The organism is Cognatitamlana onchidii (assembly GCF_004804355.1).
GTDB classification, from domain to species: Bacteria; Bacteroidota; Bacteroidia; order Flavobacteriales; family Flavobacteriaceae; genus Cognatitamlana; species Cognatitamlana onchidii.
Window position 1 is genome coordinate 446,875 of record NZ_SRWZ01000001.1, and the last position, 15,753, is coordinate 462,627.

Here is a 15,753-nt window from a genome sequence, read left to right on the forward strand (position 1 = left end):
CCGTTAGATTTACAGAAAAAATACCTTTAAAAAAGTGCCAAAAGCAACTTTTACCTTTATAGTTATTTCATTGTTTTTATCCTTAGAAGGACTTTGCCAAAATTTAACCTTAAACATACAAGGACAAACAGATACACAAACAAAAAGTATTGACTCCTTAGGATACACTAAAAACCATAAGGACTTCCTATCCATACAACAAGAATTAGATACTTTACAAAGAAAGCTTGGCACCATTGGATTTATTGAAAATAAATTGGAAGCACTGAAGCGGGTAAATGATAGTACTTTCATTTCCATCATTAGCTTAAAACATCGTTTTGATACCATATATATATACTACAATAAAAACGACATAGAAAAAAGTAGCTTAAATTATATTTCAGAAGAAGTTTTTGAAGATTATTTTGTACTCAAATTGTCTCAAGCAGAAAATGCCCTAAAATTTTTAAATACAGAAATTTCCAAAAAAGGCTTTCCTTTTTCAAAACTTAAACTCACCAATTTAAGCACTCAAAATGCATCTTTTTTAAGGGCCGACTTAACTTTAAGCATAAACAAACAACAGCGTCGCATTGATGACATAGTCGTTAGAGGTTATGAGAAATTCCCAGAATCCTTTATTAAGCACTATTTAAAGATTAAGCCAAATCAAATATTTGATCTTAACACCATCCAAAATAAAACATCTCAGCTTAATAATTTGAATTTCGCTAATGAAATCAAAAAACCTGAAGTATTGTTTTCAAAAGACTCAACCACCTTGTATCTATATTTAGAAAAATCTAAAAGCAATGCATTTGATGGCTTTCTTGGTTTTGGCAGTAATGAAGAAACTAATAAACTTCAATTTGATGGATATCTTAATCTGAACCTCACCAATAATCTTAATTTTGGTGAGACATTTCGCCTTTTTTACAAGAGTGACGAAAACGACCAGCAAACCTTTGAGGTAAATACCTCGTTACCATATCTTTTTAAATCACCAATAGGCATCGATCTTCTACTCCGAATTTTTAGAAAAGACTCCTCATTTACCACAACAAATCAATTTGCAAAGATTCATTACCAAATTAATGCGTACCACAAAGTTTTTGGAGGCATCGAAGCAATAGAGTCAAGCAATCTCCTTGAAAACACCCCAACTCTTCCCATTGAAGATTACACGTCGCGATTCTATACTATGGCTTATGAATACATTCAAAACCAAAACAAAAACTTACTATTCCCTATAAATACAAAACTCTACATAGAAACTGGTTTTGGCAATAGAAAGAATGAAAACACATCGACTAAACAAACTCAACTTTTTTGCGACGCCTTTAAAATATTTAACCTTAATGAAAAGAATAGTATCTATTTACGAGCAAATGCAGCTAGTTTGATTTCAGATTCGTACTTCGAAAATGAACTCTTAAGATTTGGAGGCATAAATTCTATAAGAGGTTTCGAAGAGAATAGTCTCTTTGCATCTCTTTATGGTGTCCTTAATACCGAGTACAGATATCAAGTATCAAATTCCATTTACGTACATTCTATATTTGATGCAGCCTACTTTGAAAACCAACTGGTTGACTCCAAACAAAAATTATTTGGTTTTGGTTTTGGTTTCGGGCTATTAACCAAGGCAGGGTTATTTAGATTTAATTATGCAAATGGGAAAACTGAAGATGTTTCATTTAATCTTTCAAACTCCAAAGTTCATTTAAGTTTAACCTCTATATTTTAGTTTTCACTTACAATTTTTCAACAAAATCATAGAAATTGATAAATTTTAACCAATATTTATTGGTTTATTAACTTTTTATTATGATTTTTGGCATTGACTAATTCAAATAATTATAAAATGAAAACAAAGTTTAGTGGAATTCTAACGCTATTACTGGCGTTTGTGGTGCAACTAACATTTGCACAAGACAAAACTATTTCAGGAACTGTTTCAGATGGGTCTGGTTTACCCTTACCTGGAACAACTGTTTTAGTAAAAGGTACAACTTCGGGTACCTCAACAGATTTCGATGGTAATTATTCAATTCAAGCTAATTCTGGAGATACTCTAGTGTTTAGTTTTGTTGGATACTCCACCCAAGAGGTTGTTGTTGGAGCTTCAAATACAGTTAATGTAACTTTAACAGAAGATGCAGAATCCTTGGAGGAGGTAGTTATTACAGCTCAAGGACTTACGGCTAAGCCAAGAGCTTTGAGTTATGGCGTTGAATCAGTTGATTCTGGAGACATTACCAACGCGAGAGAAACCAACGTTGTATCAGCATTAAGCTCTAAAGCTGCTGGTGTTCAAGTTACAACTTCTTCTGGTTCTGTTGGTGCTTCAGCCAATATTAGAATTCGTGGTAATACCTCTATCACCCGTTCTAATTCACCCTTATTTGTAGTAGATGGTGTTCCAATTAATAACGATTCTTACAGTGAGGATCCAACACAGAGTAATAACAACTCTAGTTTAGGAGGTACCGATTTCTCTAACAGGGCTATTGATATTAACTCAAGTGACATTGAGTCTGTTAATATTCTTAAAGGTATTGCTGCCCAAACATTATATGGTTTACGTGCAGCCAACGGTGTTGTATTAATTACTACCAAAAAAGGGAAAGAAGGAAAAACAAGAGTAAGCTTAACAACTTCTGCTAGTTTTTCAGACTGGAATAAAGGTCCTGACTTACAAAGAACTTATGCACAAGGTAGACACAACCCTGATGGAAGTGGCTTACAATACAGAGGACCAGAAACATTTGAAGGCGATTCGTGGGGACCTTTGGTATCGGATTTAGAATATGATGGAGATACCTCTTACCCTTTCCATAGATTTGGAGCACTTGTACCAAGAGGTTCTGGAAATGGAAGAGCTGCAGAAACTTATGACAGTTACGACTTTTTCAAAACAGGAGATGTTTTTGACGTAAATCTTTCTGCAAGTGGCGGAACAGATAAAGTTAACTATCGTGCTTCTATAGGACGATTAGTGCAAAATGGTATTGCTCCTAACGAGAAATTTGAAAGAAAAACATTTAGAGTCGATTTACAAGGAAAACTTTATGAAGGTTTAACCTTAGACGCTTCTGCTCAGTATTCTAACTCTGGAGGGTTTAGAGTACAAAGAGGGTCTAATATTTCTGGTGTTATGTTAGGTTTATTAAGAAACACGCCTACCTTTGATATGGGTAATGGTAAGAAAGGCCAAGCTGCTGCTGATGACCCTGCTTCTTATTTCTATGATATTCCTGGTTCTGAGTTACCTGGTCACAGAAGTTACCGCGATGGAATTTATAACAACCCTTATTTTACAGTAGCAAGAAACTCCAATACAGATGATGTAAATCGTATCATAGGAAAAATGGGGCTTACTTGGGACATTAATGATAAACTTACCTTTAAAACTACAGCATCTGTAGATAACTGGACTGATACTAGAAAAATTGGTTTTGATATTTTAGATGCTAGTTTTGGAAACGGACGTGTTATTAATGATGTGATTCAAAATCAAGATGTAAACTGGAACGCTTTATTAACATACGCTGATGATTTAAACGAAAACCTTGGTCTTACAGCCACTGTAGGATATGATGGTTTTTATACTAAATCAAACAGACAAACGGTTCTTGGTGACGGTATGACAATTCCTGGGTTCTTTAATCTTTCTAACGTTAGTAGCACGCAAGCATCAGAGTTGACAGGAAAGAAAAAACTAATTGGTGCCTTTGCAACAGCAACTTTAAGTATCAACAATATGGTATTTATAACACCTTCTTTTAGAAATGACTGGTCGTCTACCTTACCTGTAGGCAATAATACTTTCCAATCGTACTCTATAGGTGGTAGTTTTATTTTTAGCGAGGTCTTAAACAGTAACTTTATTAACTACGGTAAACTTAGAGGGTCTTGGGGTAAAACAGGAAACGATGCACCAATTTACGCTACGCTTACTAACTTTGGTGGAACCTTTGCTAGTGGTGATGGCTTTATCCAAAGTGTTACATTCCCTGCCTACAATGCCACATCTTTTGAAAGAGCAGGACGCGCAGGTAATCCAGATTTAGTGCCTGAAACCACTAAGGAGTTTGAAGTAGGTATTGAGTTATCTATGTTGGATAGTAGATTAAAATTCGATGCTACTTACTATGATAAAGAAACTACAGATCAAATTGTTCCAATCGATGCTGTACCATCTTCTGGTTTTGTTGAAAAGTATTCAAATATTGGTCGTATAACCAACAAGGGTATTGAATTAACACTTGGAGGTACCCCTATCAGAACGGATAACTTTAACTGGGACATAAATGTAAACTTTACTACTTATGAGAATAAGGTTGAAGAGTTAACAGAAGGTCTTGAAAGTTATGTTTTAAATGGTTTCTCAGGAACCAGTTCTCGTGCAGTTGTAGGAGAGTCTTATGGAGCCATTTATGGAGCCAGATATGCTAGAAATGACGAAGGCACTATTTTGATCGACGACGATGGTTACCCAGCATTAGCGACTACGGATGGTGTGATAGGAGATCCTATCCCAGATTTTCTTATGGGTATAAGCAATACCTTTTCATACAAAAGCTTAAGCCTTTCTGTTCTTTTGGATATTAGAGAAGGTGGTGATGTATGGTGTGGTACTTGTGGTATCCTTGATTATTTTGGAATATCAACAGAAACTTTATTAAGAGACCAAACAACTGTTTTTGAAGGGATTGTTCAGTCAACAGGACAGCCTAACACGAAAGAAGTACCTTACTCAGACCCAACTATTAGTGAAGGTAATAACTTCTGGAGACGTTATGGTTTCGGTGATGTAGATGAAGGCAACGTTTACGATGCATCTTGGTTTAGACTAAGAGAAGTTACTTTAACCTACACTTTACCAAGTAAATTTTTAGAAGGTACTTTTATAGATGGCGCTTCAATCTCAGCTTACGGAAGAAACTTATACCTGAGCACAAAATATCCAGGAGTTGACCCAGAAACTAACCTAACTGGTGATAGTAATGGTATTGGTTTAGATTACTTTAATAACCCAAATACTAGAAGTTACGGCTTTGATGTGAAATTAAACTTTTAAAAAACTATGAAAACAATAAAATATATATTAAGTAGTATCTTGTTACTTAGCGCAGTGGTATCTTGTACTATCACTGATGTTAATGTAGATCCCGACAATCCATCGGCGGATAAAATAAATGCTGGTGCGGTTTACCCTGGGATGATAACACAAACACACAGGAATTCTGTAGCACTTGTTGGAAGAATTGCTGGACTGATTACTCAACAATATGATGGTTTAGACGCACAGCAAATTGCCTATGCTCAATATCTTATTGGTGAGAGTGATATAGATGATCTTTGGGATTTTGGTTTATACGGAGCAGGAGCGTCTAAGGATTGCTTCGTACTCATTGAAAATACAGAAGGAGAAGTTGGTGCCTTAGCTAAATTATACATGGCCGCTAACATGGGGGTTACCACAAGTTGTTGGGGAGATGTTCCTTACTCGGAGGCATTTCGAGGTGATGCAGGTGTTTTAAGTCCAACTTATGACAGTCAAGAAAGTATTTATGCAGAAATTCAAAAACTCTTGAGTGAGGCCATTTCTGACGGTGTTGCTTCTGGAATTGGTGCCTTTGCTGGTGCTGGTGATGCCAGTGGTATAGACTGGGAAAAAACAGCACATGCATTAAAAGCACGCTACTATATGCATTTAACCTCTGTGGACGCCAGTGCAGCGCAAAATGCCTTGAGTGAAGCTCAAAAAGCATTTTCTAGCGTATTAGAACAACCTGATTTCGTCTACAGCACACCTGCTCAAAATGCCAATCCATTATTCTTATTTGATAATGATAGACCAGGAACTTTAGGTATTGGAACTACCATTAAAGAAATGATGGAAAATGACCCAAGACTTCCATTATACACCACTGACGGAGAAGATTTCGCAGGTGTAGATGGCTTATTCTGGGGACAGGCCGCTTCGCCCACACCGCTAATCTCTTATTGGGAGGTTAAGTTTATCGAAGCAGAAGCTATAGTTAGAACAGGAGGTAGTGATGCTGATGCTTTGGAAGCATTAAAAGACGCTGTTGAAGCCAACATGCTTTATGTTGGAGTTGATGCTGCTGATGCAACAACCTATGTTGATGCTCTTGCTCTAACTGGAAGTCAAGCCAATAAAATAGAAACGATTATCGACGAAAAATATAAAGCTCTATATGGTAATGCGCCAATTGAGGCTTGGGTTGATTATAGAAGAACTGGCTTCCCTGCATTAGTGGATAACCCAGATGCTCAGTCATCTTTAAATCCTTCAAAGATTATTCCGAGAAGGTTTTTATACCCAATCACAGAGCGTACAACTAATAAAACAAACTACGATGCTGCAATCTCTGCACAAGGTGGACATTTATTAGATGTAGATATGTGGGCTTTCCCTAAAAATTAACTAAGATTTATGTTAATTAGTTAAGTTTTTTAGACTTAAAAATTAAAGCACCAGTAAACTTACTTACTGGTGCTTTTTTTTTAAAATATAATTCTAAAATAACCACTTCCAAACCACTAACTTCCATTTTTTGTTACATTTGCACCAATGAATAACCAAACACAAATATTCGGTATTAGAGCTATTATTGAAGCCATTCAATCTGGTGAAAGCATAGATAAGGTATTTCTTCAAAAAGGGCTTAAAGGGGATTTATTTTCTGAATTAGAATCTTTGATTAATAAGAAATCAATTAACAAATCGTATGTCCCCAATGAAAAACTTAATCGGCTGTCCAAGAAAAACCACCAAGGTGCTGTTGCACAAATATCTCCTATTGAGTTTCACGACATGGAGACCTTAGTTTTAAACGTTATGGAATCTGGACGAGCTCCATTGTTTTTGCTATTAGACCAATTAAGTGATGTTAGAAATTTTGGCGCCATTATTAGAACTGCTGAATGCACTGGGGTCGACGGCATTATAATTCAGAAAAAAGGTGGTGCACCTGTAAATGGTGACACGATAAAAACAAGCGCAGGTGCTGTTTTTAAAATGCCTATTTGCAAGGTAGATCACATTAAAGATGCTGTTTTTTTTATGCAAGCCTCTGGGATTAAAGTCATTGCTGCAACGGAAAAAACCAATAATCTGTTATACGATATATCCTTTAAAGAACCCTGTGCTATCGTCATGGGATCTGAAGGACGCGGTATAAACCCTTCCATACTCAAAGTCTCTGATACTCGGGCTAAACTACCTTTATTAGGTGATATTGAATCCTTAAACGTCTCGGTGGCTTGTGGGGCCTTTTTATATGAAGCTGTTAGACAACGTTTTTAATCCTCTGTTTCTTTGCTTTTCTTGTACGTGTAATTAACCTCAATGACATCTTCCCCTTCATTATCAATATTTTCAATGAAATTTCCATGCTCATCAAAATGCCTTAAAAAAGGATCGTCTTCCTCCTTATAATTATCCTCCTCCCATACATACTTTTGGGGTTCGGCTATTTCTTTTCTAAAAATACATGCAAATACCAAACCCGTTATCAACCCAGACAGATGTCCTTCCCAAGAAATTCCTTCTTCAATAGGCAGTGTATACCAAATCATACTTCCATATAAAAAAACAACTATTAAAGACAAGGCAATAAGTCTGTAATGCTTTGCAAATACACCTTTAAAAAAAGTAAAACTGACTAAAACGTAAATAAGGCCGCTTGCTCCAATATGATAGGATGGCCGACCCATACACCATGTTAAAAAACCCGAAAACAAAATACCGTAAAATAAAACTCTCCAAGCAATTGGTCTATAAAAAAAGAATAATGCCATAGATAACGCGAGTAGCGGCACCGTGTTATGGTAAAGATGCTCTAGGTCGCCATGTATAAATGGACTTAGAACTATGCCTCTTAAACCTTGCAAGGTTTGAGGGTACACCCCGTATTTACTAAAATTAAACCCAAAGCGTACTTCAAACCAAAATACAAGCCATATTAATAACACAAAAAAAACTGGATATGCAATGACTCCTGTTGAAAATTTAAACTGATCTTTATTATTCATTAAAATAAAGATAGCAAATTGTTAACCAAGATGACTTTTTATGTTAAAATGACAGACCATCAACTATATACAACTAATTCCAAATATAATATAATTTCTATCTTCTCAATTTTTGTTTGCAACAACTAAAACTTCAAGAAATTACTTTAATTTTACCACTATGAATCTAAATGAACCATTAGCCGAACGTTTAAGACCAAAAAGCTTAAAGGATTATGTAAGCCAAACGCACTTGGTAGGCAAGAATGGTTCTTTAACTCAGCACATTAAGCATGGCCTGATACCATCCATGATTTTTTGGGGCCCACCTGGAACAGGAAAAACAACACTAGCAAATATCATTGCTAATGAATCTAGCCGTCCCTTTTACACTTTAAGCGCCATCAATTCAGGTGTTAAAGACATTAGAGATGTTATAGATAAGGCAAAACAAAGTGGCAGTCTTTTTACCACTAAAAATCCCATTTTGTTTATTGATGAAATTCACCGATTTAGTAAGTCGCAACAAGACTCATTACTTCAAGCCGTTGAAAAAGGTTGGATTACACTTATTGGCGCCACAACGGAAAATCCGAGTTTTGAAGTCATTTCGGCTCTTTTATCACGATGTCAAGTTTATATTCTAAATCCCTTTGAAAAAAAGGATCTGGAAACGCTACTATTTCGAGCCATTGAAACAGACGAACATCTTTCGAAAAAAAATATTACAATTAAAGAGACCAGTGCTTTACTGAAACTTTCGGGTGGTGATGCCAGAAAACTGTTAAACATTTTTGAACTCATTGTTAATACTTTTGATTCGGAAGCTATACTTATAACAGATGATATAGTTTTACAAAGAGTTCAAAACAATTCCGTTAGATACGATAAAACAGGAGAACAGCACTATGACATTATATCTGCCTTTATCAAATCTATACGTGGTAGCGACCCCAATGCGGCGGTTTATTGGCTGGCAAGAATGATTGAAGGCGGAGAAGATGTTAAGTTTATTGCCCGCAGGCTCCTTATTTTGGCTAGTGAAGATATAGGTAACGCTAACCCAACAGCCCTAGTAATGGCAAATAGCACATTTCAAGCGGTTTCCACTATTGGCTATCCTGAATCTAGGATCATTCTAAGCCAGTGCGCAACTTATCTAGCCTGTTCACCTAAGAGCAATGCATCTTATTTAGCTATAGGTAGTGCTCAAAAATTAGTTAAACAAACGGGTGACTTAAGTGTTCCTTTGGAAATTCGAAACGCCCCAACAAAATTAATGCAGGAATTGGGTTATGGTAATAATTATAAATATGCCCACAATTACAATGATAGTTTTACAAATCAAGAATTCTTACCTGAAGAAATAAAAAACACTAAACTTTATGAACCTGGGGATAACTCTCGCGAAAATGCCCATAGGGTGTTTTTAAAAAACCGATGGAAGGAGAAATATAATTACTAAAACTTACAACACCTCAAATAGTACTTTATACTAAAACTTTATCTTTAATACATGTTGCTTTAACACACTATTTTCATAGTACTCTACTACCCAATCATTATCTTTTTTAAATAATATTGCACTCTTCCCCTCTACCAAAAAAACTTGATCCAAATTTGTTTTTTTTACTCTGTACACCACCTTGGGACTACTATCTACTAATTGATAGCCGTTATCAATTTCTTGAGCATAAAGCACCTCTCCTGAAGCATTTCTATCGGAAGTCTTAGTTTCTGTAGCATTTTTCTTCGGTTGTTCCTTAGCTACAATACCAATCCCAACGGCAGCAGGAACCGCAGCAGATACTTGAGAGGATGTTGTAGATGACTGGTTTATAGAATCAATTTTTGTTTCTTTCTCCTTTTCTAATTCTTGTATTTGTTGCTTGAGTTGTTTTATCTCCTCCGACTCCTTTGTAACAAGGGCAGCGGTTGCCCCTAGCGCAAGAATTTCATCATTAGGCTTGTATTTATAATTTAACCCTTCAATAGACTTAAAAGCTTCTCTTAAGGCTTTATTGTAAGCCACTTTATATTCTTTTTCTCGGCTACTTCCAACTGCAGACTGAAAAATCTCTTTTTCATTACAGTCTTTTAGTATCACTTTCAACTTAGTCATGAACATCCCTGATTCTTTTATAACATCACTTTTCATGGCTAAGCACCTGTTAAAATTCAAATCTTCGGGATACTCATCCCCTTCCATTAGCGAGGTAAACCCGTATTTTTCAAATAAAAATTTACTCAAAGAATTAAGTTGATACTTATCTTTTTCCTTTAAAAAGTCATATTTAGCAGGTACAATCACATATTTATAATTATTAACAGACTTTTGAGAAATCATGGAAGTTACAGTAAAACAGACTAATAATATAGATAAGATATTTGTTTTCATTTTAATTTAAAATATAATTAAACCCCAGTTGTAAAGATACTCCTTCTGCGTTATAAATATTTTGGTATTGAAAAAAATTGTCAGCCATTGCATAAAAATTCATCCCGCCTATGTGAAAGGACGCTCCTAAACCAATATTATAAAAGGAAAACGAATCAATTGTATAGGTTCCTTTTAACCTTAGTCCCTTAAACAACCTTCGGTAATAGTATGTCGTTAGAGCTACTTGAGGGCGTTTTGGACGATTTATAGCATATAGTTGGACCCCAATTCTGTTAATGTAACCAACATCTTCTTTAATACAATTGCAATCTTTTTCTTTCTGCTTTCCAAAAGCATAATTAATGGATGTATTTAGTTTTATTGGTCTCCAAGTAGTGTAATTTGTACTTATAGTGTCGGCATTGAAAAGTTCTTCAAAATCTTCCTCAATTTCACTCCAATAATCATCTGCTGTTTGTTCATCTTCCAATTCTGGAAAAATTGGATTAATTCCTTCGAAAACATAATCGCCCTTAACTTCATAGCTTTCAACATCTTTTGTATGATGAATAAATCCAATATCAAGAAGGCTACCATCCAAATACCATTGATCCGTGATATTATAAGAAAAGCCAATATCAAAACCCAAACCCAAATTGCCTCCAAGTAATACACGGTTGGTAATTTTTTTTAAGCGCTCATCTGAGCTATCCTCATCTACAAAACTTTGCACACCAGATGTCCTAACCGCTAAATCTAAATTAAAAACATGGTCATAAATATTATTCTTTCCAGGAACGGTTACAAATTGTCCTCGATTTCTTGTGGAATTTACATTCATAATGCTAGAATAAATCTTTCCTCTAACACCATAGCTTAATTTACTATTTACTTTTTTGTTATAACCAACATGAAATACGGAAACAACCTCAAAACTTGCATTTAAATCACTTAAATCGAAAACTCGATTTATATTATTCTGATTGCCTTCTATCGCCAAAATGGCATAATCTTTAGGAAAATAATTAATGAGGTCTAGCTCTTGATAAATTCCAAAACTTAAGTATTCATTTTTATCGTAACTACTCCCAAAAGCAAAACCTCCAGAAAACACCTCAAGTTGTTCATTTAATGTTATAAAATCGTTATCAGACATACTATAGGCTGCCGACTGAAGCTTTGTATTGAAATTAACTCCATCGTTCGCAAAAACATCGTACAAAGTAGATCCTGATGTGCCTGCATTTACATGGATATGTGATAATAAAGGAAAGCCAACATATCCTTTGTTTTTTACTTTACCACCTGGATTAACTAATAACGATTGGGGAATCTCTGAAAAACCATAAATGATTTGTTTGTTTTGAGTAAACGAAACAAACCAAAAAAATAGTATAGCAAATGTACTTAACCTTATCATAGAGCAACATCTTTTATTTCAAAATAAAAAACAGCTTTCGATTTGAGCTCAATACGTCCTGAAGTCGTTTCATCAATATTGGGACCAGGAAGTAATCTTAAAGTAAATAAAATAATATGGGTATTCTTTAAAGCTACCAAACGCTCATCTTCAAAAACCTCAACATGACTGGCTATTTCATTTTGCCCATCGGATGAAGCTTCTTGAATAACCACAAAAGAATCTTGCAAACCCAGTGCTTCATCATACAAATCAACCTGTAATTCGAAACGCCTGTTTATCGAGTTTTGAGTTTCAAAGTTGAAAGAAATTTTCTCAACATTATCGACGATAAAGTCATCGTTAAAAAAATCTATAAAAATAAAGTCTTGAACAATTTCAACCTCCGCACCTTGATCAATAAAAGCATTTGCCGATTCATTGAAAAACACAAGACTAGATTCAACAACCGGATTAAACTGATATTCTCTTGCTTGATCAAAATCAATATCTTTAGTGCATGAGATACAAAGTGTTAAAAGCAAAAAAAATAGGATGACATATTTTGGGGACAAGTGCATCATGTTTTTGGTACGAATTATAACTTTAAAAATATTCGAATAGTTCCTTTAAATGGCTAACCTGCTTTATATTTGGGTCTGTTGCTTTACCTCCAACATCAAATAAAATAACATCCATCCCAATGTTTTGCGCACCTAGTATGTCGGCTTCATAGCTATCACCTATCATTATGCTTTCACTAATATGTGCTTCGGCCTTATTAATTGCATAATTAAATATTTTAGGATTTGGTTTTTTAACCCCTACCATTTCTGAATTTGTTACCGTTTTAAAGTATGAATAAATATTAGATTTTATCATTTTTTTATACTGGACCTCATCAAAGCCATTAGTTATAATATGCAAATTATACTTGGGGTATAAATAGTTTAAAACATCTAAAGTATTTTCAAATAAATAATTAAACGAGGTTAAATGTGTAATATAATCTTCAGAAAGTTTGTTAATTATTGTATCCGCTACTACTGTTCCAATTTCTCTAAACGTTTCTTGCAGTCTAGCATATCTCAAATTTTCTTTATTAATTTTCTCTTCTCTATAAAGCTTCCAATACTTTAAGTTAATTGGTTCATAATACTCAATGAAATCATTCGAGTTTATATCCAATTGATTTAGCTCAAAAATTTTCTTAAAAGTTAAAGCTGAATTTTTATCAAAATCCCATAAGGTATGATCTAAATCAAAGAAAATATCTTTAATATGCTTAAGTTTCATCCGCCGAATTTAAAATTAAACTAAACAATTCTTTAAAACCTTCCCACCTTAAATCATCAGCAAAAGTATAGTTATGAAATACGGGTACAAAATCACCTCCTACCTTTTTAATTTCCTGAATCATCTCTAACAACACTTTTTTCTTGTCAAGAAGCGACTTGTGCTTTAAAAGGGCGTAATCCATAACATGATACGGTACAATTTTTAAGGGCGTTTGTACTTCATAATCTAGATCGTAAAACAAAAAAGAGGAGCAAGAACCAGCTCTAAACCCTATTTCATTAACATAGCCCATAGTATAATCTTCCTGAACTTCCAAAGTAATCAAGTTTCTATACGTCTCAGGTAAATTTAGTTTAGAAAAAGATTGTCTTGTTGCTCTTAAATTGGTGTTTAAAATCTCTTCCATTTTTGTTTTTTCTTTCTTTAATATAATTTCATCGTCAATAGCTAGAAAGGATACTTTAAGCCCAACGCTACAATAATCTCCTACATGTTTAATTAACGAAACAAATTTCTTTTTATTGGGGTTTATGCCCTTATCATAGGTAGAAAAGTCTCCTATTAAAAAGAAAAAAAGAAATTTAAACTTTGAATTTTTTTGTCTATTAATTAAGTATTTATAGGTATCATAAGGATCATGTTTAAATCCAAACAACACGGCAAATCTTAAATATAGGCTACGCAACCTAAACCTTGACACATCACTAATACACCCTCCAATAGAACGCATTAGTCCCTTTAACTTGTAATTATATGCACTAGGCACATCAATAATTGGAGTGATATTATATTTTCTGCTGGAAAACTTAAAATTAGGGAAATGTATCTGTAAGGCTTCTTTAAATTTACAGGCCCAAATATCGACAACTGGTTGGTGTAAAAAATTATGCCTGTAAGCTAAACTTTCCTTTGCTGTAAATCGCCCATAAGAATCCTTTACATGAGGTAAATATTCTTCATATCTGGATAATAGATAAAATGAAGCCGAAAAAATATCAAAAGGCATACTACTCTTATCTCCTACATAAAAAAAACATTTGGTATCTCCCCAATCATGAATATTTATATCTACATCACTCAGACCTTGTTCAAATAAAAAATCATGGCTTTTAATAAAAAATTCATTGCCCAACTGCTGCTTTGCGTATGACATTTTTAAACTATCATGCGTAATAAATTCTTCTATTTTAGTAGTAAAACTAACTTTCAGTCCTAGTAATCTTGTACAAATATGCTTAAAAACATAATTGACTCTTGGCGATATTTTTGGTGTGTAAACTAAAAGCATTAAAGGAGGGTTTCATCAGCAAAACTAAAATATGCTTTTTCGGTTATAATAAGGTGATCTAAAACTTTAATCTCTAAGCTTAACGCTGCTTCCTTTAACTTTTGAGTAATTTGTTTATCTGCATTACTTGGTTTTAAAGAACCTGATGGATGGTTATGAGCCAATATTAATCCAGTGGCCCCAACCTCTAATGCCGTTTTTAACACCAAACGAATGTCAACTAGGGTTCCTGTAATACCTCCTTTACTCAGCTGGCTCTTTTGAATCATATTATTGGAATTATTTAAAAAAATAATCCAAAACTCTTCATGAGGAATATCTCCAATAACAGGTTGCATCATCTCAAATACAGATGCACTAGATACAATTTTGTTCTCCTTAATAGCCTCCTCTCCCCTTCGTCTTCTTCCCAGTTCAAGAGCAGCCATAATTGTAATGGCCTTAGCTTCACCAATACCTTTAAACTCCATGAGTTGCTTTATAGACTGTTTTCCTAAGGCTCCTAAATTATTTCCTGCACTAGCCAAAATACGTTTAGATAGCCCCACAGCACTCTCCTTTCTGTTTCCAGAACCAATTAAAATGGCTACTAACTCGGCATCACTTAATGCTGTTTTTCCTTTATGAAGCAACTTTTCTCTTGGTCGATCATCATATTTCCAGTTTTTAATTGAAAAGGAACCTGAATTTTCTTGCATGTGATAAATATAAATATTGTAATTTTCACAAACAATACAAATACTTTGAAATATCCTCCTAAACATCATCAAGCTAACAATATTAACCATATTATTGAAGTTATTAAAGCCTATCCGCTGGCCACAATTATTTCAGTTAACAAGAACACTCCCATTATCACACACTTACCTCTTATGTTTGAGGAATCAGGCAAACTAGTCGGTCATATAGATAGTAGTAACCCTCAAGCGGCTCTACTAGAAAAAAACAACCCAATAACCGTTATATTTTCTGGACCCAATAGCTATATATCGCCAAGTATCTTTAAAACATCCCACTTACCAACCTGGAACTATATTAAAGTCCATTTAAAAGGGACTGTTATTTCTATTGATAATAAAGAACTATTGAAAGAATCTTTAATAAATCTAACCAGTTTTTTAGAAGCCCCCGATAACAAATATGTATTAAGCACTAACAACCCCAAAATGGAAATGTATTTAGATTATATTAAGCTATTTGAGATAACAGTTTTAGATTGGGAGGGTAAATTTAAATTATCTCAAGACAAACCTAAAGACGATTTCGGCTGTGCCAAGGAAGCCTTAATCAGTTCGAACAAAAAGGATATAGGCGAGTTTCTAAAAAAATTACAATAACCTTATATTTGATTATCTTTAA

13 protein-coding genes are annotated in these 15,753 nt (G+C 34.3%); 6 read left to right on the forward strand and 7 right to left on the reverse strand.

Annotation, left to right across the window (positions count from 1 at the left end; all coding sequences use genetic code 11):
- Window positions 1-34: 34 nt before the first annotated feature.
- From E5D58_RS02145 to rlmB, 4 genes are all read left to right on the forward strand, one after another.
- The gene (locus tag E5D58_RS02145; RefSeq protein ID WP_136480172.1) at window positions 35-1,729 is read left to right on the forward strand and encodes a POTRA domain-containing protein; all 1,695 of its coding nucleotides are present in this window, start codon (window positions 35-37) and stop codon (window positions 1,727-1,729) included.
- A 117-nt stretch (window positions 1,730-1,846) separates the two neighbouring features.
- Window positions 1,847-5,065, forward strand: coding sequence for a SusC/RagA family TonB-linked outer membrane protein (locus E5D58_RS02150; RefSeq protein WP_136480173.1), 3,219 nt, complete (start codon window positions 1,847-1,849; stop codon window positions 5,063-5,065).
- 6 nt (window positions 5,066-5,071) lie between these two features.
- The gene (locus tag E5D58_RS02155) at window positions 5,072-6,439 is read left to right on the forward strand and encodes a SusD/RagB family nutrient-binding outer membrane lipoprotein (protein ID WP_136480174.1); all 1,368 of its coding nucleotides are present in this window, start codon (window positions 5,072-5,074) and stop codon (window positions 6,437-6,439) included.
- A gap of 147 nt (window positions 6,440-6,586) precedes the next feature.
- A complete protein-coding gene (gene rlmB / locus E5D58_RS02160) occupies window positions 6,587-7,321 on the forward strand; it encodes a 23S rRNA (guanosine(2251)-2'-O)-methyltransferase RlmB (protein WP_136480175.1) in 735 nt (244 codons plus the stop codon).
- Here the strand turns inward: rlmB and E5D58_RS02165 are convergent.
- A complete protein-coding gene (locus E5D58_RS02165) occupies window positions 7,318-8,049 on the reverse strand; it encodes a rhomboid family intramembrane serine protease (RefSeq protein WP_136480176.1) in 732 nt (243 codons plus the stop codon). The genes rlmB and E5D58_RS02165 overlap by 4 nt on opposite strands.
- 160 nt (window positions 8,050-8,209) lie before the next feature.
- Here E5D58_RS02165 and E5D58_RS02170 point away from each other — a divergent pair, with 160 nt between their 5' ends.
- Complete coding sequence (locus tag E5D58_RS02170) at window positions 8,210-9,493, forward strand: replication-associated recombination protein A (protein WP_136480177.1); 1,284 nt, start codon at window positions 8,210-8,212, stop codon at window positions 9,491-9,493.
- Between the two features lie 30 nt (window positions 9,494-9,523).
- On the opposite strand, the gene E5D58_RS02175 is transcribed toward E5D58_RS02170, so the two are convergent.
- Genes E5D58_RS02175 through radC form a run of 6 tightly spaced genes read right to left on the reverse strand, consistent with a single transcriptional unit; the run spans window position 9,524 to window position 15,092 of the window.
- Entirely contained in the window at window positions 9,524-10,426 is a 903-nt protein-coding gene (locus E5D58_RS02175; RefSeq protein WP_136480178.1) for a hypothetical protein, read from the reverse strand.
- A gap of 1 nt (window position 10,427) precedes the next feature.
- A complete protein-coding gene (locus E5D58_RS02180; protein WP_136480179.1) occupies window positions 10,428-11,828 on the reverse strand; it encodes a DUF5723 family protein in 1,401 nt (466 codons plus the stop codon).
- A complete protein-coding gene (locus E5D58_RS02185; RefSeq protein ID WP_136480180.1) occupies window positions 11,825-12,391 on the reverse strand; it encodes a hypothetical protein in 567 nt (188 codons plus the stop codon). Before E5D58_RS02185 ends, E5D58_RS02180 begins: the two co-directional genes overlap by 4 nt.
- 22 nt (window positions 12,392-12,413) lie before the next feature.
- Entirely contained in the window at window positions 12,414-13,103 is a 690-nt protein-coding gene (locus E5D58_RS02190) for a YjjG family noncanonical pyrimidine nucleotidase (RefSeq protein WP_136480181.1), read from the reverse strand.
- On the reverse strand, window positions 13,093-14,394 hold the full coding sequence (locus E5D58_RS02195) for a polysaccharide deacetylase family protein (RefSeq protein WP_136480182.1): 1,302 nt from the start codon (window positions 14,392-14,394) through the stop codon (window positions 13,093-13,095). Before E5D58_RS02195 ends, E5D58_RS02190 begins: the two co-directional genes overlap by 11 nt.
- The gene (gene radC / locus E5D58_RS02200; protein ID WP_136480183.1) at window positions 14,394-15,092 is read right to left on the reverse strand and encodes a RadC family protein; all 699 of its coding nucleotides are present in this window, start codon (window positions 15,090-15,092) and stop codon (window positions 14,394-14,396) included. Before radC ends, E5D58_RS02195 begins: the two co-directional genes overlap by 1 nt.
- 45 nt (window positions 15,093-15,137) lie before the next feature.
- Between radC and E5D58_RS02205 the strand changes: the two genes are divergently transcribed.
- The gene (locus E5D58_RS02205; protein WP_136480184.1) at window positions 15,138-15,731 is read left to right on the forward strand and encodes an FMN-binding negative transcriptional regulator; all 594 of its coding nucleotides are present in this window, start codon (window positions 15,138-15,140) and stop codon (window positions 15,729-15,731) included.
- Window positions 15,732-15,753: the final 22 nt, after the last annotated feature.